This is a genomic window from Streptomyces sp. SID3343, assembly GCF_009865215.1.
Classification (GTDB): Bacteria; Actinomycetota; Actinomycetes; order Streptomycetales; family Streptomycetaceae; genus Embleya.
This window is the reverse complement of the sequence record NZ_WWJX01001420.1, coordinates 27,850-49,990: the sequence shown is the minus strand read 5'-3', so window position 1 is coordinate 49,990 and position 22,141 is coordinate 27,850. Positions and strand designations below refer to the sequence as shown.

Genomic DNA, 22,141 nt, shown 5'->3' with positions numbered 1-22,141 from the left:
AGGCCACGGCGACGCCGGCGGCGGTCAGCGCGATCGGCAGGAGCAGGACCCACCAGCGTTCGTCGGCGAACGGCCGTGCCTGCTGGGGCCAGCCCAACGGGGACATCCACACCAGCGCGTGATCGCCCGTGGCCGAGGCCGCGTTGCCCGCGCCGCGCAGTACGAACGAGAGGCCCACGAGCGTGATCGCGCTGCCCTTGGCCACCCGGGTGTTCTCGGTGACCTGGGCAACCACGGCGGTGAGCGCGCCGAAGGCGGCCCCGGTGAGCGCGACGCCCGCGCCGAACGCGGCCGAGCCGGCGGCCGGTTGGTCGGCCTTGATCAAGAGCGCGGTGTACAGCACGAACACGATCGCGTTGGCGATGCCCACCGTCACGAGTGCGGCGGTGAGCGGCGCGCGCCGGCCCACCATGCCGGAGGACAACGCCTCCTGACGGCCCGTCTCCTCCTCCTCGCGGGTGTGCCGCACGACCACGAGCGCGCTCATGATCGCGGCCAGAAGGGCGACGTAGCCGCCGACGCGCCACATGGTCAGGCCGCCGTAGGAGTCGTCGAAGATCGGCCCGTACAGTGCCCGCATCGACGAACCGGCGTTCGTGTCCTTGGCCACGTCGGCGCGCTCGGCGGCCGTTTTGTACACCTTGTGCAGCGAGTTCTCGACACTCGCCACCATGACGACCAGGCCGAGCAGCCACGACGGCAGCAGTACGCGGTCTCGGCGCAGCGCCAGACGGAGCAGGATGCCGGTGCCCGCGAGGTCGCGCGACCCGGTGCGTGGGCGCGTGGCGGCGGGTGCGGCCTCCAGTACGGCGGTCATCGCGACGTCGCCTCGCTCGGCTGGGTCTCGGCCGTCGTGGAGTCGTCCTGGTAGTGCCGCATGAACAGCTCCTCCAGGGTCGGCGGACTGCTGGAGAGGCTGCGCACGCCCGCCTCGGACAGCACCCGCAGGACCGCGTCGAGGTGCTCGTTGTCGACCTGCAGCGCGATGTGTCGCTCGCGCGCGTCCAGGTCGTGCACGCCCGGCAGGCCGGCCAGGCCCGAGGCGGGCCGGTCGAGTTCGGCGCGGACCGTGGTACGGCTGAGGTGACGCAGATCGGCGAGGCTGCCGGACTCGACGGTGCGGCCCTTGCGGATGATGCTGACCCGTTCGCACAGCGCCTCGACCTCGTCGAGGATGTGGCTCGACAACAACACGGTACGGCCGCGATCGTGCTCCTCGCGGACGCACTCGCGGAAGACCTCCTCCATCAGCGGGTCCAGACCCGACGTGGGCTCGTCCAGGATCAGCACGTCGACGTCGGACGCGAACGCGGCCACCAGGGCGACCTTTTGCCGATTGCCCTTGGAGTAGGCCCGGCCCTTTTTGGTCGGGTCGAGCTCGAACCGTTCCAGCAGATCGGCCCGCCGTGCGGCGTCCAAACCGCCGCGTAACCTGCCGTACAGGTCGATCACTTCGCCGCCGCTGAGATTGCGCCACAGGGTGACGTCTCCCGGTACGTAGGCGACGCGCCGGTGCAGGTCGACCGCGTCGTGCCAGGGGTCGGCGTCGAGCATGCGCACCTCGCCCCGGTCGGCGCGCAGCAGGCCGAGCAGGACCCGGATCGCGGTCGACTTGCCGGCGCCGTTGGGGCCCAGGAAGCCGTGTACCTCGCCGGTGGTGACGGTCAGGTCGAGGCCGTCGAGGGCGTGAGTGTGCCCGAAGGACTTGTGCAGACCGGACACGGAGATGGCCGTATTCATGACCGGTAAACTACGCTGGTTTCAGAAATTTGTGAAGTTAAGAAATCATAAGAAGTATGAGGGATGATGAGACGGTGACCGGAAAGATCGATTCCCCCGCCGACCGCTCTGCGGCGGCACCCGACGCGACCCCGCGTGACCAGGCCAAGGCGCACGGCGACGGGCTCGACCCGACCCGCCCCGACCCCGCCCCGGGCGATCCGACCCCACCGGATCAGGACGTGCCCGCGCGCGACCGGGAGGCCGTGTCCCGCTTCGTGGAACGCTTCGCCGCCGAACTGACCGAAGCCGGCATGCAACGGATGAGCTCACGCGTGTTCAGCGCCCTGCTCGCGTCCGACTCGGCCGCGCTCACGTCGGCCGAACTCGCCGAGAGCCTACGCATCAGCCCGGCCGCGGTGTCGGGCGCGATCGCCTACCTGGCCCAGATCCACATGGTCAACCGCGAGCGCGAGCCCGGTTCGCGGCGCGACCGCTACCGGCTGCACAACGAGCTCTGGTTCGAGATGTACGCCAGCCGCGACAAGTTCCTGGACCGCTTCGAGAAGACGCTGCGCGAGGGCGCGCGCGTCCTCGGCCCGGACACCCCCGCGGGTGTGCGAGCCGAACAGTCGGCCGAGTTCTTCGCCTTCCTGCAAGAGGAACTGATCGGCATCATGGAACGCTGGCGGCTACGCCAGGAAGCCGCCGAGGCACAGACGAACCACCCCGGCCGCACGCCGTGAGGCCGCGCGAGGGGGCACCACAGAGCCGACTTCTCGCAAACTGCCTGCCCGTCGAAACGCCGAGACGTTCGCCGACCTCACTGTGACCGGCCGCTGAAGCACCGGTGGGCGGTCAGTCCCGGACGCTCCTGATCCGGACCGTGCGTGTCGTGCCTGATCCGTCGGCATATTCCACCGAGGTGCCGGCTTGGCGCCACAGCAGGGCAGCGCCGAGTGGGGTGAACGGACTGAGTGCCTGGGTGTCGTGCGACATCGGTTGCTGAGACGAGATCTCGAACTCCTCGGCCTCGTCCCCGAAGATCAGGCTGACGAGTCGGCCCGGGGCGACCAACGGCGCGGTCCCCGTGGTGCGGCCGGCGGCAGGCACGTTGTCGACGAGTTCCCGCAGAAAGGCCGCTCGTTCCTCCAACTGCGGTCGCAGCCGTTCCCGGCGCCGCCGGTTGTCCGCGCGAACCCGGGCATCCGCTGCGGAGTCGTCGAGCGCGGGGCCGGTCAACGCAGCCTGGATCTGCCGCAGTTCATGCTGCACTCGTTCCCGAGCGGTGTGGCCAAGGGTGTGGATGGGGTAAGCGGCGGGAGTCGCTTTCCCGGCCTGTGGGTTGGCCGCGCGGGCGGTCGGCCGCTCCGGGCGAGTCGCGCCCGAGGACACGGGAGGCTTCGCGGCTGTGCGAGGCGGCGCCGGCGTCGACTCGGTGGGGACCACCGGCGATGCCGCTCCGGCAGGCGCCGGAGCGGTGCGGACCGCAGCCTCGACGGCGGCTCGAAGTCGTGCCTCGGCGGTGCTTCGGTCGCGATACCAGTCGGTGCCCCAGATGCGGTACAGCCGCCAACCGAGTCCGCTCAGCACGCTCTCGCGCAGCCGGTCGCGCTCGCGGGCGGCCTTGGACGAGTGGTACATCGCGCCGTCGCACTCCACGCCCAGGACGTACAACCCGGGCCGCTGCGGGTGCCGGATGCCGAGGTCGATGCGGTAGCGGGCGACTCCGACCTGGGGCTGTACGTCGTAGCCCCACCCGCGCAGCACGGCGAGCACCGATTCCTCGAACGGGCTTTCCGGCCCGGCGTTCGCGTCGTCCGGTTCGTGGGCGAGCACCGCGTGACCGCTTCGCACGTAGCGCAGGTAGTTGTGGAAGTGCCGCAGGCCGCGGCTGTCGGTGAGGCGCATCTCGTCGGGATCGAACGACGCGACGACCTCCATCCGAAACCGCGCCCGAGTGGCCGCGACGTTGAGCCGGCGCCACCCGTCGGCCTTGTTCATCGGGCCGAAGTTCATCGAGAACTTGCCGTAGGCGTCGGGACCGTAGCCGACGGACATGATCATGACGTCGCGCTCGTCACCCTGCACGGTCTCCAGGTTCTTGACGAAGAATCCGTCGAGTCGGCCCTCGGAGAAGCAGTCGTCCAAGTCCGGTCGCCCGCGTCGGGCCACGTCGACCGCGTCCTGGATGGCCAGGGCCTGTTGCTGCGAAAGCGCCACCACACCCAGCGATTTGCCCTTGCGCGTGCTGAAGTGCCGGATGACGCGTTCAGCGACCGCCGCGGCCTCGCCCGGGTTGTTGCGGGCCGCCGCACCCGAGCGATACACGCCCTCGGCGGCATGGAAGAAGGCGACACCCACGTCGTCACCCTCGGCGTGCGCGCCGGGGAAGGTGGTCATCGACTCGCCGTAGAACTCGCGGTTGCTGAAGGCGATCAGGTCTTCGTGACGGCTGCGGTAGTGCCAGCGCAGGGACAGGCTCGGGATCAGGCCGCTCGCCTTGCACAGGTCCAGGAGCGACTCGAAGCGTTCCGGTGTCTCCTCGTCTTCCTGGTCTTCCTCGTCGCCACCGGCGGAGCTGAAGAACGTCGTGGGTGGGAGCTGTTTCTGGTCTCCCGCGACGATCAATGCCTTGCCCCGGTAGATGGAGTTGACCGCGTCCTGCGGCAAAACCTGGGACGCCTCGTCGAAGATCACGACGTCGAAGGTCAGGTCGGGCGGCAGGAATCGACTGACTGTCAGCGGGCTCATCATGAAGCACGGCTTGATCAGCCGGACGACCTGTCGGCCTTGGTCCAAGAGGTCGCGCACCCGCTTGTGTCGGCTTTTGAGCTCCCCTTGCCGATGAATCAGCACGGCCGCCTCGGTCGTCGCGGAACGCGGTCGGCGTCCGTCACAGATCCGGACGATCCGCGCCCTGGCATGCTCGGCCAAGGCGGTGTCGACCGCCTGGAAACGCACGACGGCCGCATCGCGATCGCCGGACCGCGACATGCCCAGCCGCGGATCGCGGTCCAAGCGCCCATCCGCCCAAGCGTGCAAAGCGGATCGCTCGACCAGTCCCTCGAATCGGTCGTGCGGGATCGCGTTGCGTACCGCGCGGTCCACGAGGTCACCGAGATGCTTCTCGTCCAGCACCCACCGACCCCGGTAGTAGGCGTGCCATTCGCTCGGGCCACTGCGATCGTCGTTCAGCCGTTGGAGCGTCAGCCCGGCCGACTTCGCGTCCAGGAACAGGTACGCACTCACCTCGGCCGCGCGTTCGGGGCGAAACATCGCGGCCAAGGCGCCCGCGTCCGCCCACCAGGACCGCTGCGCGTTCGCCAACTCCTCGTCGGTGCCGGCTGCGTACAGCCGGTCCGCGACGGCATCCGTGGGCGCACCGGCCGCGGTGAGCCCGCAGGCGCGCCGAAGATCCAGGTTCCAGCGCAGGGCGGCCGATACCGCCGCCCGGTCGGTGGCCCTGCCCGTGTAGAGGTTCCCCAAAAGTGCCCGGTCGCGGTCGGCCGTCGCGGTGAACGCGGCGACGACCGCGCGGGCGGCGTGCACCGCGCGAATCGCGTCGCGCGCCGTCCCCAAGGTCCAACTGCCCCCGGGAGGAACGGCCGTCGGGGAGGCCGTCTCGGCGACGACTCGAATCAGCCGCTCCGCGGTCCGCAGCGGCTCCACGTGCGCGCGGCTCCACGCGGCGGCCGAAAGCAGGCCGATCGACGCCAGCTCGAACGTCGGACCGGGCGTCGGCGGGAAGACGAGCGAAGCGTTCCAGGCGGTCAATGCGGCGGTCGTCGTCTCGGTGATGAGGCGGGCCGCCTCGCGCGGGGCGCCACCGCGCGCCACCTCGCGGGCGAGTGCAGCCGGGTCGAGGACCACCGGGGCGAGCGCAACGATCCGCGCACCGCGTGCGGCGGCGGCTTCCAGGGCGGGGAAGTCGGTGTCCTCGCCCCGCCAATACGGACCCAAGAGGTCGCGATACCGGTGGGCCGTGGCCTCGAACTCGCGCTGGGCCCGCTGCCAGGCCACTGCGTCCGGCAGCGCGGCCACGACCGCGCGGGAGCACTTGCGGCCGTCGGGGAGCAACCCGCGGACGAGCTTGCGGTCACTGCGACAGGCACCCGACATTCGTCCCATGAACGAGCGGTGTACCGTCGCGAAACGCTCGGCCACCGACTCCAATTCCGGTTCCTCCAGCACCTTTTCGGTGAACTGCGAGCCGGCTTTGGCGCGGGCGGATCGCACACCGACCGTGACGCCGCGCAGTGCGTCCACGGCGGTGCGGACCTGCACGGCGCCTACGGGGGAGAGCCAACCGGGCAGCGGCTTGGCGTGGTCGGGCCGGGAGGAGAACTCGGTGACCTCGTTGAGCCGCAACGCGTCGGCGTAGGTCGTCGGGGCCGGCAACCCGTACAGGCCGGCCACGCCCGCGAGCGATTGCGCGGCCTGAGTGAGGGTGTTCGCGTCGGCGTCGAGGGCGTCCGCGATGCGTTGGGCTTCCGGCGCGGTAAGGGCCGTCGGATGGAGACCCTTGGGGACGAGGTCGGCCAACGCCGTCTCGGCCGTGTCCGGTTCCGACGTGGGCCCTTCCGGAAGCCGGATCCAGTCCGCTCCGAGGAGGCCGGCCGCGCGCGCCTCGGCCGGCGCGAGCGCGGCCCAACGGAACCAGAACTCGTCGACCCGGGAGACCAGTTCGGCCTGATCCGCGGTCAACCAATGCCTGGGCAGATCGGGCCTGCGCTCGGCTGTACCCAAGAGCTCGACGAGCCGGGCCGCGTTGCCCACACCCTCCCACCCGAGCGCGGACAACAATGTCCGGTGCGGGCCCAGGGCGCCGTTCAGGCGTCGCAGACTTTCGCGGGCCAGGTCCAGCGAGCGCAGCGGATCACCCTTGGCGGTGAGGCCGTACCACGCGAACTCCCGTCCTTCCAGGGCCGGCCGCCACGAGCGGGCCACTCGACCCGCCGCGTCGAGGATTTCGTCCAGGGCCGCCGCCGTCAGGTGTGCCGCGTCGAACGCGCGATCCGCGGGCAGCAGGTCGTCGCCGTCGAGCAGGGCGATCCTGCCGAGCACATCGTGCAACGAACTGCCCAAGTGCGGGTCGATGTCGTTCATCGCGTCCGCGTAGCCCGACAGTTCCTCGCGCAGTTCCCGGGCCCGGGCGACTTCCACCGTGGCGCCCGCGGACACGGTGCGCCGGTCGGCCGAGAAAGCTCGGCCGAGTTCCTGCGCCACCTGCTTGCGGCCCGCGCTGTTGCTGTGCAGCGCGAGCACGAAGTCGTCCAGTCCGACATCGCGCAGGCGATTGCGCACCACATCGAGGGCCGCCGCCTTTTCGCTGACGAACAGCACGGTGCGGCCCTGCTCCAACAGGCCCGCGATGATGTTGGTGATGGTCTGACTCTTGCCCGTGCCCGGCGGGCCGTCCATCACGAAACTGCGGCCGTCGAGGGCGGCCGCGACGCACTGGCGTTGCGACGTGTCCGCATCCAGCACCAGCGGCGCCTGTTCGGGAGGCTGGAGGATGTCGATGCGACTCGGGTCCGCGGGCGTGAACGCGAACGTACCCGGCGACACTCCGGACGCGGGACCCAAACCGACCGCGCGGACCAGGTCGCTGTCGAGGATGCGATCCATATTGTCCGTCAGGTCGTTGTACATCACTTCCTTGCTGGAATTGAACGTGTCCAGGACGACCCGATCGGTGACTTTCCAACCCCTGCGCCCGGTCCCCACGGCCCGCCGTATTCGGTTGATCAGGTCGGGGACATGGGCGAGTTCCACCTGCTCGTCTCGCGGCCAATCGACGCCGAGTTCGTCCATCTTGATCTTCAGCGCCGGATTGAGCGTCGGCTCCTCGCCGGCCTGCGCCTTGAGCACGTAGACACCGTTCCCACCACGGCGGCGCTCCAGTACGACCGGAACCATGACCAACGGCGAGCTGAACGCCTTCTCCGCCGAAGCCGCAGGAGTCCAGTCCACGAAACCGACGCCCAGGTGCAGCACCCACAAGCCGTAATCGTTGAACTTCTCGCGAGTGACCGACGCCAGGCGGCGCAGGTGCCGTTCCAGCTCGACCTGCGAGGTCTTGGACGTCACCAACTCGACCGAGGGCCCTCCGCGCCCGACGCCGGAACGCGACGCGGGGGTGTCGATGGGGCGGCCACCCCGCTGATCCCCGGCCGGTTTGGCAAGGGCCACCGTGCGAGGGGCGGAGGGCGCGTCGGCGTCCGGTATCGCGGCGAACAGGCAACCGCGGCCCAACGCCTCCAGGAGGTCGAGCACCCCGGGATCCGACACATCCATGCCCACCGACGTCGCCCGGCGCTGGTAGTTGAGGAGCCGGTTGCGGAAACTGAGATCGATCAGCGACTCCCGCCAGGAGTCCACCAGCATGGCCAACCGCGCACGGTCGCCTTTCGCCGCCCGGTGACGAGCAGTCATGTGGTCGTGCTCCAATCGCGATGATCCGTCTAGCAAGTGATCGGGACCGAAAGTGCGCAGAGCCTATCCACGTGTGGTCGTGACACGTGAGCCAGTCGGCTGCTACCGGGTGAGCAACGGACTTGAGGCAAAGGGGAACTGACGCAGACTCAGCCGAGCAGACCGGTGGCGGAGTGACCGGATCCGGATGGGCCGCACCACTGTCGACCGCAGTCGTCGTGGGTCAACTGCCCGAGTCGGTGAATCGTTGCAGAAGCCCTCGGCGCTGGAGTTCGCGGACATGCTCCAACGCTCGCTGCGGTGCAGTGCCACCTCGTACGACGAGCCCGGCCTCCATGTTGCGGCTTGCTCCCGACGCGGTGAGATTGGCACTGCCCAGGAAGAGCACCCGTCCGTCGGCGACGGCGATCTTCGCGTGCTGCCGAGCGCCGGGAGCCGAACGTTGCTCCTTGGGCCAGTGCCAGATTCGGACCCCGGCAACGCCGGCGAAAGCACGCGCCGGTTCGGGGCCGGACAACAGACCGCCCGCGCCGGCGTGGGTCTCCACCACCACGTCCACCCGAACCCCCCGCGCGACAGCAGCACGCAAGGCGCTCACCAGTGGCCCATAAACGCGTGCCGAATAGGTCATCGCCACGAATTCCTCGGTGGCCTCGTGCACCACCTCGACGAGAACCTGGGCGGTGGCCCGCACCGGAACCCCGGCCGTGGGCGGCCCGCTCCACACCGTTTGTACGCTCACCGCATCCCGATGCCGAGTCCAGCCGGCGATGTAGCCGCGCACATAGGCGGCGGCCTCCTGGTCGGCCACGCCGGCTCGGTCCTTGGCGTCGAGGAACACGGTCAATAGTTCCTGCGCTGCCGGGACGTGCATGGTCGTCAACACATACTCGCGGCTGCGCTCGCGAGCGAGCAGCCCCACCAGGTCCTTGGCCCTGGTGGGGCCCAACGCATCGACGATCGAGGCCGCGGCGGACTCGAATTCGCGCCGGCTCACGAGACCAGTTCGGCCGGCGTGAGCAGCAACTTGGGATCGTCGTCGAGCGGCACGAGGAACCGGCGGTCGAGGAAGCGGTTGCCGCGCTCACATGTCGTCTCGGACAGGAACAGGCAGACGTGGCACGCCGCCCCGTGCAGGTAGTCGTAGGGCGCCTGCGGCAAGCGTTCGGAACACAACGGATCTTGCGAGCAGTGTCGGGCATCGGTCAGTGCCCGTCGCACGATCCGCTCGAAGTGCGCCTTCTCCGCGAGCGAAACGAGCCCGCCGAGCGTGCCCTCCGCGTCCGGTACCGCCGTGTACAGCAGGATTCCGGTTCGGGGATCGTCGTCGTCGCCCGCATAGATGCGCTCGGCGAGGCTGGCGGAGTTGTAGCCGCACTCCAGCGCGATCGTGCGGATCAGCAGGTGGGACAGGGTGTGCAGAGCGATGTAGCGTGCGCCCGGCCAGTGCTTCATCGGGTCGAAGTCCCCGGCCAGGCGGTCCGAGTGGCGGTTGGTGCGGAACTGGACATAGGCCCTGCGGTGCCCGGCCAGTACGTCGGACTGTTCGGCGTGTGCCACCCAATCGGCCATCAACTCGTCCTGTACGCGCAAAAAGATTCCCTCTCCCCGCACCTCACTCGCCGGTACCCAGTTGCGCGGACGTGAACTCAGCTCGACCTGCTTGACCAGCGCCGGGTCTTCCGGATCCGGAGCATCCAAGCGCGTGAAACCGATCAGCGCGCGCGCTTCGCGCAACCGCTCGACCTGTCGAACGTCCGCGAAAAGGCCCTGGAGCGCTGTGGGGACGGCGGCTTCCACCAGCGCGAAGTCCTCGGTGGGCTGGGGAAGTTGCTTGCACGTGAACAGATCCCACTCGGGCGTGAGCAGGTCGACTCTGGCGTCCGTGGGGCCGGCAGCGACGACGACACCGGCATGCCGGGCGTTGACGGCCGCGATCAGTTCGGCGGCGTCGTACTGCTCCAGATAGCGGTACGACGGAGACTGTGACATCGCGGTATGGATGACCGCGTTGGTGATCATCTGGAGCTCGGTCCACCGCTCCTCGACGACCCGGTGGATGTCCTCCGTCTTGGAAGGCGGCAGCGCAAGGGCGTTGAGCGTGATCGGGAACCACTGATTGGACGCGCCCGCCACGAGGACGATCGCCGCGAGTCCGCAGCCACCGGCCGCGAACGTCCCCAGGTGCGGGTGCCGGCCCCGACACGCGGGCAGATTCCGTTGCCCTGCCTCGCCCATGGCCTCACGGATGTTGCGTGTCGCCGGGCACGCAAGGCACCTGATCGTCACGTTCGCGGCTTGATTGCCGCCGTGGTCGATCATCCGCATCCGCGGTCGCGGCACCTCGGGGCAGACGCCACCGTGGTGAACGAACGCCTGGTACGGGAACTCGTCGAGATGGCCGTCGGTACACACGAGCGTGAAGCGCGCCGCGACGGCGAGGGGCTTGCGCCGAGCCTTCGGCTTGCAGTCGTGAATGAACTTGGCCTCGTGCGGTGTACGCGGGTTCTGGTTGACGAACTTGAACGTGCCCGCGTCGATGCCCGCCAGTTCATTGCAGGCAGTACACCGCAACCACTGGGGAAAGGGCATGACGGGAACGCCGATCCGTTGGGCCTCGATGCCCTTCGGGTTGCTGTCACCACCGTCCGCCCACGGCGCCGAGCGCAGCTCGGTGACCTTCTCCCCGGGGGTGTATCGGCGCAGCGCCCGGTTGACGGCCTCGCGCAGTCGCGGCTCGTCGACCAGGTAGTTCCCGGTCAGCCCGGTGTAGTTCCACGATTCCAGGCCTCGGACGAGGACGGAGAAGTTCGGCAGATCGACCAAGGCGCCGACCCCACCCGAGAACATGAGGTGACTCGGCCGCGCGGCGCCGACGCGGGGAAAGTAGTCGTCGTTCATGCCGGGCTCTCCTCGGTCTCTCGACTTGCCTGGGCGGCGCTGAAGTCCCATTGCGGGCTGGGACCGGCCATCGAGCCGAATCCGTCACTGCCGGGCAGCAGCAAATTGATTTCGTTCTCCGTCTCGCGCATGGACTGCGGGACCGTCAGCGAATCCCAGCGCGATCCGTTCGCCGGACGCAACAGCCCCACCACGAGTTCGTCACTCTTCTTGCTCTTGCTACCGGAGCGGAACCCGAGCTTTGCGCTGCCCTCGCGTCGTTGGCGCCACAGGTCCTTCAGTGCCCGGATGCGCTCGTCCAGGTAATCGCGCGCAGTCGTGCCTCCGACGGCCTCGGCGCGGTCCAGCAATCGAGCCTCGACCTGTCGGGCCTCCTCGCCGTCCAAGTCCAGGTCCTGCGCGTCGGTGTTGCGGGAGTGCGTGTGCTGTGCGTGCCGTAGGGCGGTGACGTATGTGGCTGTCGTCCCGCGGTCGAGGGCCCTGCGCGTGAACGGCGTCACGGACAACGCTTCCACCTGGCGGTAGAACGTCGCGTGATAGTGCTCGAAGTCCTCGAAGTGCGCGAGGTCGCGCGGGCGCGACCAGTTGTAGAGCGTGACAACCAGACCGGGACGGGCCGTGTCACGGCCGACTCGGGAGGACGCCTGGATGTATTCGGCGGTGTTCTTCGGCTGTCCGACGACCAGCATCAGCCCGAACCGGGGGACGTCCACGCCCACTTGCAGCATCGACGTGGCGAGCACGACGTCGACGGGCGGGACGCGCTTGTTGCCGATGCGGGGCACGCGTGGTGGCTTGCTGCCCAACGCGTGACCGACTTCGGTGCCGATTGCCCTGGCCCGCAGGCTGGTGTCGCGTTCGGGATCGAACCTGCCCTGCAACCGGGTCAGCGCCGCGCCGATCTGGTTCGACGAGATCCGTGAGGTCAGTTCCTCGATGATCAACATCCCGCTCTTCGTGGGAATCCGATCCGCGAGCCGGCTGCTGTCCCGATGGGGATTGTGCCGAAGCCGGGTTGTCACGTCGTCGTCGAGATAGCGCCGCATACCGGCGAGTTCGCGGGTCGCGTTGAAGTAGCCGACCAGGGTCATGTAGGGATCCGCCGGGGCTCCGTACGTGTCGAATTGCTGCTGCCCGGCCCGCAACAGGATCTCCGCGAGGCGGATCTCGGCGGACTTGAGCCGGGTGCCGTGGGCACACACGCCGAGGTAGCGCCGTCCCGGAGTGGCTTCGGTGACCGGCACCTGCCGGGAGAAGAAGGTGTCGGTGTGGTCGACGACCTGCGGCGGGAACACCGCGACGTCACGCCCGAAGACGCCGCGCACCTGTTCGGCCGCGCGCTTCGTGGTTGCCGTGGACGCGATGATCTTGGGGCCGACGAGATGCCTGCTGCCATCGGCGGTGACGACGGGCCAACTGCACAACTGGTCCACGGCCGCCTCGAAAAGGCCGACGATCGTGCCGAGCGCGCCCGAGATCAGGTGCAGCTCGTCCTGGATGATCAGATCCGGTGGGCGCACCGCGCCCACGCCCAGGGAAGTGACGGCCGGGAGCGAGCCCTTGCGCAGATGGCGGCTGCCGCACTTGGCCTGCGCGTCGAGGTCTTCGTGCCGGTAACCGTGCCGTGGGCACAGCGTGGTCGTATCGCCGAAGAGCAGGCCCGCCGCCCCGTTCGAGGGAAGCTGCGCGAGTTTGTCCACAGTGGCGATGAGCAGGCTCGGAACGAGCCGGTAGATCTCCTCGTCCACGGTGACCACCGGCAGGCCCGGCCGAAAGCCCGGAGTGTCGACGGCTTCGGGCTTCTCCGCGAACCCCTTCTTCGCGAACGGGCAGACGTCTGCTCCTTCACCGCGCGGGCAGTAGACCAGGATCCGCCGACGGTCCTCGTCCGCCACGACGTCCTTCTGTGGCCGGATGGGTTCCCCGCACCACGGGCAGCTCGCCACCTGGATGACGCCGGCGTAGCGGCCGTCGCCGCTCTCCTTCGCCATCGCGATCTGTTCCTGCGCCTCCTCGAACCGATTCGGCGAGACGGTGCCGCCCACCCACAGGCCGATCCGGAAGGGTACCCGGCCCCAGCGGGTGTCACCCTGCGCGTATGCCTCTCGACGCAGCACTTCGGCGGCACACACGAGGGCGGCTGCTCGCTGGAACTGTTGAGCGGTGAGGAGCCGCAGCGTGTAGCGCATCAGCACGCCCACGCCGTCGTCACCGCGGCGCGCATCGAGCCCGGTACCGATGGTCCCCTGCAAGCGACGCAGCGCGAACGTGTAGGCGGCGAGGCCGAGATAGGCCTCGGTCTTGCCGCCACCCGTCGGGAAGAACAGCAGGTCGACCAGGGCCTTGTGACCGGTACCCCGATGCGGGTGGGTCGGCTCGGTCAGGGACTGGAGGTTGAGGAGTACGAAGGCGAGCTGGAAGGGCCGCCACGTCGCCGCAGCCTTGCCGCGTTCGTCGACGACGGCCTTGGCTCGGTCGTAGGACACCGAACCGTCCTCGGCCGCGGCACGAAGCTCGGCGATCGCGGTGTTGCGTCGTTGCAACGCCATGGTCCGGTTGGCGAAACGGAACGCTTCGAGGGCGATCGGGTCGTTGGTCAAGACCTCGATGCCGGCGCCGATACGCAGCCGGATTTCGTCGGCGTGGTCGATCGCCACGTCGGCGCACTTGCCCAGGTCCTCGGGCAACTCGGCGGCTCGGGCGCGCTGTTCGACCAGCCAACGGCCGTACCCCTCGGCCAACGGCAGCAAAGCGGTGGCGAGCTCACCACGCCGGGCCGGCACGGCCAGCTCGGCGAGGTCGTCCATGGACAGTTCCAGGCCCTCAAGGAGCGTCTGCTGCTCGATGGTGGGCGCGGTGGTCATCGGGACGTCGTAGGCAGGCAGCCACGTGGTGGTGAGCCGATGCGCGCGTCGCTCCCCGGGGCGAACGTCCGTGTGCACAGCGACGTTGCGCCCGATCGCATGCCGAAGCTCGTCGCGATACAGCAGGCGCAGCCGCCTCTCTTCGGGGTCCTCGGGGGCGCCCGTCACCCCGTGCGGGGCCATCGGGTCGTCGATCGGCAAAAACACCGCCGCGGACGCGTCCGGGAAGGCGTTCACCTCCAACCGGGTCTGGAACAACCAGTTTCGGTCGCGAAGTTCGGCCGAGTCCTCCAGCGCGTTGACGAGGGCGACCTCGACGACGCGGAGTTCCTCGCCGCCGGGGCCGGCGGCCCGCTCGCGCACGTGCACGTTGAGCTTGACGTGCGGGCTGCTCTCGTCGCCTTCGAGGTAGCACGGCTGCTTGTCGCCGGCTGCCGCGACGTTGATGTCACATACCTGGGAAAACGGCTCGCGAGCCCAGATACGCTCCGCGAGGCCCGCCTCGGTCAACGCCTCGCTGCGGTCGTAGCGGCCCCAGGTCACCTCGACCGTCAGCGTGCCGATGGCGGCCGGGACGACGAAGGACAACCCCATCGAGGAGGCCCAGATCCGCCCGGCCGCGTGCGGGGTGACCTGCTCGATCAGCTCCGCCTCGTGCGCGTCGCCTTCCCCTTCCGGCTCCGCCTCGCCCGCCTGGGCGGCATCCCGGGCCACGTCACCCGGCTTGGACGGTGCGGGCTTGGGGCCGAGCATCCCGACCAGATATCGGTCGCGGGGGCCGGCGGACTTCCGCAGTTCCTCCGTCTCGCCGTCCCACGGGCCGAGCAGGTCGCGCTCGATGAAGTCCTGGAGTCCGTCGCGCACCGTGTGCGAGGTGCCCGGGGTGAAAGCCTGTGGGACGTCGTCGAACGGGTGGGGCGGGAGGGCGGACGATCCGCCGGCGGACACGGCGGGCGGCTGGGGCATGGGCGAAAGGTTCCCTTCGGGACGCGTGCGCGGCGCGGCGGATACGGGCCGGCGACGACCTCGATGCGGCAAGACGACCAACGCGCGGCTTCAACAAGCACTATCATGACATTCGTGTACTGAGTTCACAAGTCTCAGATGTGCTGTCGTCCGCAGATGTGCCTCGGAACCGGCGCAGCCGCGTGTCTTCGCCACCGAATCGGGGGTGAAGACACGTGGCTGCGCGGCATCCACCACTCAGCTGCGACCGCGGATCTTTCGGCCGGCCTCGGACTGGGGGTTCAGGAGGGCCTCGCAGACGCGGTAGCCGGAGTCCTTGGCGCCACCGGCGAACGACAACCCCTTGGCGGCGCTCACCTTGGCGGCCACGCCATCCCAGTACTTCGCCTCCCGCTCCCAGTGGATCTCGGACAGCAACCCCAGGAAATCGAGGTGCGGGGGAAGCAGGTCCTCGGCCCACGGCATCGTTCGGTGCGCTGCCGCGCCCAAGCCCGCGAGTACGGCGGGAGCGGTGATCGCGGAACGGGTCTCGAACGCATCGGTCAGCGTACGCACGATCGCGGACAGTGCGCCGACGACCTCCTGGGTGACCTCCTGCTCACTGAGCCCATCCGGCAGGTTGTCCAAGTCCACGGTGCCCGAGGTCGCGCCGATCCCGGACTTGCCGAGCATCGTGGTGACGACCATCGAACGGACCGCCGACAGCGTGACCCACTCGGTCGCGTTGACGCTGAGCTGACGCTTGCTGGAGTTGACGAATCGGGCGAGCGGGGCGTCTCCGTCGTCGGTGCTGACGATGGTGTTGTCGACCAGCGTCCGCGTGATGACGGTGGCGAGGTCGCGCTGGTCCATGGACAGGGCAAGGCTCTTGTCGACGGCGACGCCCTTGAGGTTGCGGTCGTGGAAGATCTGACGGGCGTCCTCGGTGCCGATGCCCCAGTAGATCTCGAAGGCCACCAACACCTCCGCGAAGTCGGTGTCTTCGAGGCCGTAGATCCGACGGTTCTTCCGGATCCGGTGCATCGCGGTGAGCTGCGTCTCCGCGTCCACCGCGATGATCTGGTCGCGCAGCGGCAACATCGTGTCGCCCTGCTCGTTGAGGATCAACGTGCGCGGGCACCACAGCGTCAGCGGCGGGGTCGACCACGCGTCGCCGAACTCCCCACGCAAGCCGGCGGCGATGTAGTCCGCGTACGGACCGACGTTCTTCGCCTTCGCGCTGCTCTTGTTGCCGATCAGCCGCTGGACTTCGGCGCGCAGCGCCGCGTACTCCTCCAGGCCAAGATCGACCTTGCTGGACGTGGACTTCTCCACGACCTCGGGATCGTTCACGATCGCCAGCAGGTTTTCCCAGTCGAGTACGCCGATCGCCACCTTCTCCCGAAGCTTCTTGACGTTGACCGGGAGGCCGGTGCGTACGGGCGTGGAGGTGGACATGGAGTTCCCCTGTTCGTGCGAGCTGTCGCGGCCTCACTTCGAGGAACGCGGTCTGCGCCGGGAGCCATCGTATGCGTTATCTAAGTTCACAGCAATCGAGATGGCTCCCTGACCATCAGAATCGGAACCCGAACAGGCCACCCGCCTCGTAGGCGTCCGTCAGGCGGGGAGTCAGGACCACCTCGGACGCGTCATAACCGCGCCGCTCGATCTTCGCAAGGTCGTCCGAATTGAGGCTCGCGATGTACTGCAACCCCTCACGCGCGCTCACTTCGCTGGCCAAGGTGAGGGCGGCGAACAGCTGCCGGTCGTCGACACCGTCGAACAGGTGGCTGTCGTGCACGAGGAAGTCCGGGCCTCGGCCGTGCCGATGGGCGAGCACGGCGAGTGTGAGGTCGAAGCAGAAGATCACCATGTTGCCGATGCCGCGACTGTCGTCGCTGTCGATCCGAGGAGTGATCTTGAGGCTCGACGGCCCGGCTTCGATGGCCAGGTACGCGCTGCGGCCGTGGCCGTAGAGTCGCTGGGCGTACTCCGAGAACAGCAGCGTGGCTTCTTCGGTCTGCATGCGCCGCTCGCCGAGGTCGGCCGCGAGGGATCGCTGCAACTCCACCTTCTTGGCCTTGATCTCCAAGGCGCTGCTCTCCAGCGTCTGGGCGGCGTCGTAGCGGTGCCGCAGGGCTTGGACCGCCGCCTGCTTGTGGGCGAGGGCCTGTTGCAGGGCCGTGAGTGCGTCGAGGGCGCCGCCCTCGGCGAGTATGCGCAGCACGGTCTGCAACTCGACGCCGAGCCGGCCCCGTTCGGCCTTCCGCTCGACCAAGGCGGCCTCGGTCGAGCGGATTTCGTCAGCCAGGTATCGCCGGCGATTGCGTACGACCGACTCGTGGAATCCGCGCACGTCGTCGAAACGGCGCCGAACCTGTTCGCCGAGGAGGATGTCGAGTTCCCGGTAGACCGGCTCCAGGTAGCGCACCGCTGTGTCGGTGGTCTCCTCCACGGCGGCCTTGAGGTCGCCGAGGTTGCGGAGGTCGATCGCGTCTTGACTGTTGAGGCTGCGAATCCGGTGATCGATCTCGTCCGCGCGCCGCTGTAGTTCCTCGTACTGGGGAACGACACGAAATTCGGTGATCTGTTGCGAGATCCGCCGCAACTCGTCCTCAGCCAACGTGATCTGACCGCGTAGATCCGCCGTATTGCCGACGATCCTGCCCCAGACCGGATCGCTGACGGCCTGCCGCAGCTGACGACGGGTCGCCTCACGGGCGGCGATCTCGCGGTAACCGGCCGCCAACTTCCAGTCCAGGCCGAGCAGATACGCGAGGTTCGCCGCGGCATCCGCCTCGGACTGTTGGTTGTGCGTGCGGGTCGCCTGGTTGAAGGAATGGCTGGCGACGCGGCGGATCAGGAAGCTCAGCATGGCTCGCCCGGTCAGGCCCTGATGGTCGGCGCGCAGTCCGAACAGCTCACGGTCGATCAGTTGCTGCCAGCGAGGGTTCGGAACATCCACCGGCCCGTCCATGTCGAAAAGGACGTCGTGGTCGGGATCGATGTCGTGGTTCAGCCGGACGACCTCGGGACGTGCGCCGGAGCGGGTGACCGCGAGTCGTCCGTCCGGCGTCTGCGACCAGTCGAGTTCGAGGGTGAACGCGGTTCGGCGCAGTGCTTTGCGTGTGGGCAGGCTTTTGACGTCCGCCCGCGCGCCGAGCAGGAAGTGCAGCAACTCGATCAGGCTGGACTTGCCGGTGCTGTTACGGCTGTCCTCGTCGGTGGAGGTCTCGGTCGTGTCGGCGACGAGGAGGTTCACGCCCGGCTTGAAGTCGACGGTGCGAAACCGTGCATCGTCAGCGCTCAGCTGCCGCAGCATCGCCCCTCCTCGGGATCAGCAGTTGGTCTTGCAGCTCCACGGCTCCCAGGGCGTGCAGCACGTCGAGCGCAAGCACGAACCAGCCGAACGAAACGGGGGAGCGGTGGCCGAGTTCGACCCGGCGCGTCTTGAGTCGGGCGAATGCCTGACTGACCGTCACAGGACCGTCGAGTTCCATGAGGATTTGCGCACCGACGGCCAGGAGGGCTCGGTCGGGGGCGATGCCTTTGGTGGGGGTGAGCATCTCAGGGCCTCCCCGCCGGTGTGCCGTTGGGCGACCAGCCGGGCGGCGGAGCATCGAAGATGTCGCAGCGCTCGAAGAAGTGGGCGATGACGACCATCGTCGCGCGGTGATCGCGCGGATGCTGACTCTTGTTGCCGTGCACGTACTGTTGGAGGTCGTACAGGATGTCTTCGGGGTCCGCGGAGTCCTGCCGAGCCAGCGCGAAATGCGCCTTGAAGCCGGCAGCCACGTCGTCGTGCTCGAACGGATCGAGAACACCGGCGTAGTACTCGTCCACGAGACGCGTGTGCCGCATGCCCTTGACCAACTCTCCGCGCACATCGTCGCGCAGGTCGTTGAAGTCGAGCTTCAGCTCGCTGACGGCCGCGAGGCTCATCAGGGGATCGGCAGTCTCACGGTGTTCCCTGAGCCTGGCGAGCAAGGGCGCCAGATCCTCCAGACCGACGCCGTAGACGAGCTCATCGATCGGGATCTCGCAGCCCAGCACGTGTTCGACATCGCCGCGTTCAAGCCGCCTGATTTCACGCCACAGCCCCCTCCGCCCCATCACCTCGAAATCGAGGTCGGGATGCGCGGTACGGGCGTCCGCCAGCATCGAAGAAACCTCGGGATGGACGCCCCGAAGGTCGTTGTGCACGAAGACGAACGTACCGAACTGATCGAGACGCTTTTCCAGCGCCTTCTCCAGGTCGGACGTGAACTTCACCCGGACGGCCGATGCATTGAAGGAGCGTGGTGCATAGCAGGCGTACAGCTTCCTGGAGTGCAGTCCGAGGCCGTCCGCACCTTGGTCACCGATGTTTCCGTGCGTGCGCACGTCGACGAAGTCGGGGTGACGCAGGCACATCAGGTCGTGGAAGAAGTCCTCGAACGCCTCCGTGTGCAGGTCGCCCAGCATTTCCCGGAACTTGATGTTGGCGTACATCCAGTGCGCGAAGCGCATGATCCCCCCCGCCCCCACCGCCAGCCGAGGCCGGCGATCCTCACAGCTCCGAGAGCCGCTTGCCATCCTCGGTCGCCCAGCACTTCAGCCCGTTCTGCGGGTTGCCCGCGATCTCGGTCGCGGCCCCGGACGGTGACCCGAATTCCCGCCCGTCGTCGAGCCGGAGGTTGCCGTTGGCGAGGACGGTGGCGTGATGCGTCTGCTTGAGATTGCGGCGGTGCCACACGAGGCGTTGGCCGGCTTCGAGGCGCCCGTCGTTGAGGAAGGGCGCGAGCCGCTGCTCGCGGGGGGATGTACCACCGGCCGACTCGGTACCCAGGTCATCGGTGGGCGCCTCGTCCGACGCCTCGGGTCTGCCGGACCCGGGGGTCAGCCCGAGGAGCTTGCGCAGGGTGCTGTTGGGCGTGTCTACGAACGGCTCGGCGCGACGCTGAAGGGCGGCGTACACCTCGTCATCTACGCGAATGGTGCGACTCGACATGCCTTGACTCCCAGTGCGACATCGTGACAGTCGAAAGCCTACGAGGTTGCGCGGCGAGCGCACAACCCCGCAGGCGATCAACGACGCGTGCCGTCACAGGTCACGCACGGCGATGCCCTTCTCGGTCCTCCAGACTCGGGGGCCGCTCTCGGATATGCCCGAGACCGCGCGGGCTGCCCCGGACAAGGACCTGAACACACGGCCGTCGTCAAGGCGTACGCAGCCGGTAGCCAGCACGGTGGTGTGGTGCAACTGCCCCAACTGCTCCCGGAGCCACTGGAGACGCTGCCCGACGTGCAGGCGGCCGTCGGCCAGGTAGGGGGCCAGGTCTCCCCAGACGGTTCGGCGCCGAGCGGGCCGCCGTGCCGGCGGCGCGGGGGAGACCTTGGACTTGGCGCTCGACGGGGCTATGAGTACGCAGGTGACGTTTCCGGCGAGGTTGAGGATACGGATGTTCACGTGCCCACCTTTCACTATCCGAGTGATAGTCGAGAGAATAGTCAAAGCGTGGTCGTCTGTCCAGGCCTCCGGGCGAGTGGATGTCGCGCCGCGATCGAGGCGCCTCACAGCACTACGTCGGCCCACACAGATTTCGTACCTCTGTCGAGCGAGAGGCAGCCCCAGCGCACGGCGAGCCCGATGACCAGAGAGAGGCCGCGGCCGGACTCGGAGTCCTGGGGTGGTGGCGGGGCGATTCGCACGGGTCGCTCGGGGCACGCGTCGGTGACCTGGATGCGGAGGGTTGCGGGCGCCACGGGGTCGGATGGAGTCGGATGCATCGAGACCTGAACGCTGAAGTCCCATCCGGCATCGGCGCAGTGCCGGACCGCATTGCCGGCCAATTCGGCGACGACCAGGATGGCGGCGTTGAAGCCGTTGCTGTCACGGTGGACGTTCCAGTCCGCAAGCCGCTCGGCGATGACCAGCCGGGCGAGGCGGGCACCTCGCGGGGTCGAACTGAGCACGATGCCGAAGGTGGCCGTGGGTGGCGGCAATTGCGGTCTGTGGGCATCCGGAATGAGAGTTTTCGGTTTCATACCGTGACCATCGGCTCACGCAGATAGCCTGACCAGGTGCGTCGAAGGTACGGAGCCTGGACGTACGGGTGGTCGGCGGCGTTGTACGAGCGGGCCACGGTAACCGGGGCGAGCAGAAGGCGTTGGTATCAAGACGATTCGCGAGGAGTGACGCCCATGGCCCGTCCGCCGAGGAAGCGCAAGAACGATGACGACAGGCCGCCCACGTGGCGCGCGTATGGCAAGTTGGTCCAACTGTTCCGGGAGCGTGCCGGGTTGACCCAGGCTGAGTTGGCCGATGCGGTCGGCTACTCGGTCGAGCAGGTCGCCTCGATCGAGCAGGGCCGAAGGCCTGCGAAGGAGGCCTTCACCTTGGCAGCTGAAACGACGCTGAGCGCGCTGGGCGTCTTGCAGGCCCTACAGGAGGACGTCGACTTGGCCAAGCTACCGGCGTTCTTCCGGGACTTCGCGCTCTTGGAGACGGAGGCTCTGAGCCGCTTCGCCTACGAACCGTTGCTTGTACCGGGCCTACTGCAGACCAAGCAGTACGCCGAAGCGCTGCTCAGGGCCAACTGTCCGCCATTCGACGAGGAGACCTTCGAGCAGCATCTCGAAGCCCGGATGGACAGGCAGACACTGCTGACCCGCGTGCCAGCAGTGGAGTTGTCGTTTCTGATTGGTGAGGCCGTCCTGCACTGCCCTGTCGGTGGTCGAGCCGTGCTGAAAGCCCAGTTTCATCGGCTCCTCGAAGCAGCGCAGCTGAGCAACGTCGAGGTTCAGATCATGCCCATGTCATTCGGAGCCCACGCAGGGTTGAACGGCCCGATGGTGCTCGTGGAGACGATTGATCACCGTCGCGTCACCTACATTGAGTCCCAGGACGAGAGCATGGTCATCTCCGATCCCGACAGAGTCAGTCGGCACGAACTCCGCTATGGCAAGCTCCGGTCGCAGGCTCTTAACGTATCGGAGTCAGCACGTCTCATCGAGCGGGTGGCGGGAGAACTGTGAGTACTGAACAACGGATGAACGCCGGACTCCATATGGCGTGGCGCACGAGCAGTCACAGTGGGACGGGAGGCGGTGACTGCGTGGAGGTTGCCATTGATGACCAAACTCTCTGCGTGCGGGACTCGAAGGTCCAAACGGCTGCCGCTCTCCGTCTCCAACCTCACATTTGGGAGGGTTTCTTGTCTCGCCTCTAGAATGATGTCTCGTGCTCGGGGCATTGGATGATGCGATGCCCCGTTAAGCAAACGGGATCGAAT

Annotated in this window: 15 protein-coding genes and 1 pseudogene; 3 read left to right on the top strand and 13 right to left on the bottom strand. The window is 68.1% G+C overall.

Annotation, left to right across the window (positions count from 1 at the left end):
- Positions 1 to 817: pseudogene (locus tag GT354_RS45020) on the bottom strand (ABC transporter permease); the annotation flags it as partial.
- Positions 814 to 1,740 carry an ABC transporter ATP-binding protein gene (locus GT354_RS45015; protein WP_161363115.1) on the bottom strand — a complete coding sequence of 309 codons (927 nt, stop codon included), beginning with the start codon at positions 1,738 to 1,740 and terminating at the stop codon, positions 814 to 816. The pseudogene GT354_RS45020 and the gene GT354_RS45015, both read right to left, overlap by 4 nt.
- Positions 1,741 to 1,961: 221 nt before the next feature.
- On the opposite strand from GT354_RS45015, the gene GT354_RS45010 reads away from it, so the two are divergent.
- The gene (locus tag GT354_RS45010) at positions 1,962 to 2,465 is read left to right on the top strand and encodes a MarR family transcriptional regulator (RefSeq protein WP_161363124.1); all 504 of its coding nucleotides are present in this window, start codon (positions 1,962 to 1,964) and stop codon (positions 2,463 to 2,465) included.
- Between the two features lie 112 nt (positions 2,466 to 2,577).
- Here GT354_RS45010 and GT354_RS45005 read toward each other — a convergent pair whose 3' ends face one another.
- The 11 genes from GT354_RS45005 to GT354_RS44955 form a co-directional block, all read right to left on the bottom strand.
- Complete coding sequence (locus GT354_RS45005; protein WP_161363113.1) at positions 2,578 to 8,157, bottom strand: DUF4011 domain-containing protein; 5,580 nt, start codon at positions 8,155 to 8,157, stop codon at positions 2,578 to 2,580.
- Positions 8,158 to 8,380: 223 nt separating this feature from the next.
- Complete coding sequence (drmC, locus tag GT354_RS45000; RefSeq protein ID WP_161363110.1) at positions 8,381 to 9,154, bottom strand: DISARM system phospholipase D-like protein DrmC; 774 nt, start codon at positions 9,152 to 9,154, stop codon at positions 8,381 to 8,383.
- The gene (locus GT354_RS44995; protein WP_161363108.1) at positions 9,151 to 11,058 is read right to left on the bottom strand and encodes a DUF1998 domain-containing protein; all 1,908 of its coding nucleotides are present in this window, start codon (positions 11,056 to 11,058) and stop codon (positions 9,151 to 9,153) included. Before GT354_RS44995 ends, drmC begins: the two co-directional genes overlap by 4 nt.
- Positions 11,055 to 14,888, bottom strand: coding sequence for a DISARM system helicase DrmA (drmA, locus tag GT354_RS44990; RefSeq protein WP_161363105.1), 3,834 nt, complete (start codon positions 14,886 to 14,888; stop codon positions 11,055 to 11,057). The genes GT354_RS44995 and drmA overlap by 4 nt, the downstream gene beginning before the upstream one ends.
- A gap of 237 nt (positions 14,889 to 15,125) precedes the next feature.
- Positions 15,126 to 16,325, bottom strand: a complete 1,200-nt coding sequence (locus GT354_RS44985) for a DNA sulfur modification protein DndB (RefSeq protein WP_161363103.1) — start codon at positions 16,323 to 16,325, stop codon at positions 15,126 to 15,128.
- Between the two features lie 115 nt (positions 16,326 to 16,440).
- A complete protein-coding gene (locus GT354_RS44980; RefSeq protein ID WP_161363101.1) occupies positions 16,441 to 18,189 on the bottom strand; it encodes an ABC-three component system protein in 1,749 nt (582 codons plus the stop codon).
- Positions 18,167 to 18,433: an ABC-three component system middle component 6 gene (locus tag GT354_RS44975; RefSeq protein WP_161363099.1), complete on the bottom strand. Its 267-nt coding sequence runs from the start codon at positions 18,431 to 18,433 to the stop codon at positions 18,167 to 18,169. Before GT354_RS44975 ends, GT354_RS44980 begins: the two co-directional genes overlap by 23 nt.
- A 1-nt stretch (position 18,434) precedes the next feature.
- Positions 18,435 to 19,376, bottom strand: a complete 942-nt coding sequence (locus GT354_RS44970) for an ABC-three component system protein (RefSeq protein WP_237536083.1) — start codon at positions 19,374 to 19,376, stop codon at positions 18,435 to 18,437.
- Between the two features lie 40 nt (positions 19,377 to 19,416).
- Entirely contained in the window at positions 19,417 to 19,857 is a 441-nt protein-coding gene (locus GT354_RS44965; protein ID WP_161363094.1) for a DUF4357 domain-containing protein, read from the bottom strand.
- A 93-nt stretch (positions 19,858 to 19,950) separates the two neighbouring features.
- A complete protein-coding gene (locus GT354_RS44960) occupies positions 19,951 to 20,316 on the bottom strand; it encodes a DUF2924 domain-containing protein (RefSeq protein ID WP_161363093.1) in 366 nt (121 codons plus the stop codon).
- A gap of 104 nt (positions 20,317 to 20,420) precedes the next feature.
- A complete protein-coding gene (locus GT354_RS44955) occupies positions 20,421 to 20,894 on the bottom strand; it encodes an ATP-binding protein (RefSeq protein ID WP_161363091.1) in 474 nt (157 codons plus the stop codon).
- Between the two features lie 156 nt (positions 20,895 to 21,050).
- Between GT354_RS44955 and GT354_RS44950 the strand changes: the two genes are divergently transcribed.
- Positions 21,051 to 21,884, top strand: a complete 834-nt coding sequence (locus GT354_RS44950; protein ID WP_161363089.1) for a helix-turn-helix transcriptional regulator — start codon at positions 21,051 to 21,053, stop codon at positions 21,882 to 21,884.
- A gap of 14 nt (positions 21,885 to 21,898) precedes the next feature.
- On the top strand, positions 21,899 to 22,078 hold the full coding sequence (locus GT354_RS44945; protein WP_161363122.1) for a DUF397 domain-containing protein: 180 nt from the start codon (positions 21,899 to 21,901) through the stop codon (positions 22,076 to 22,078).
- Positions 22,079 to 22,141 lie beyond the last annotated feature (63 nt).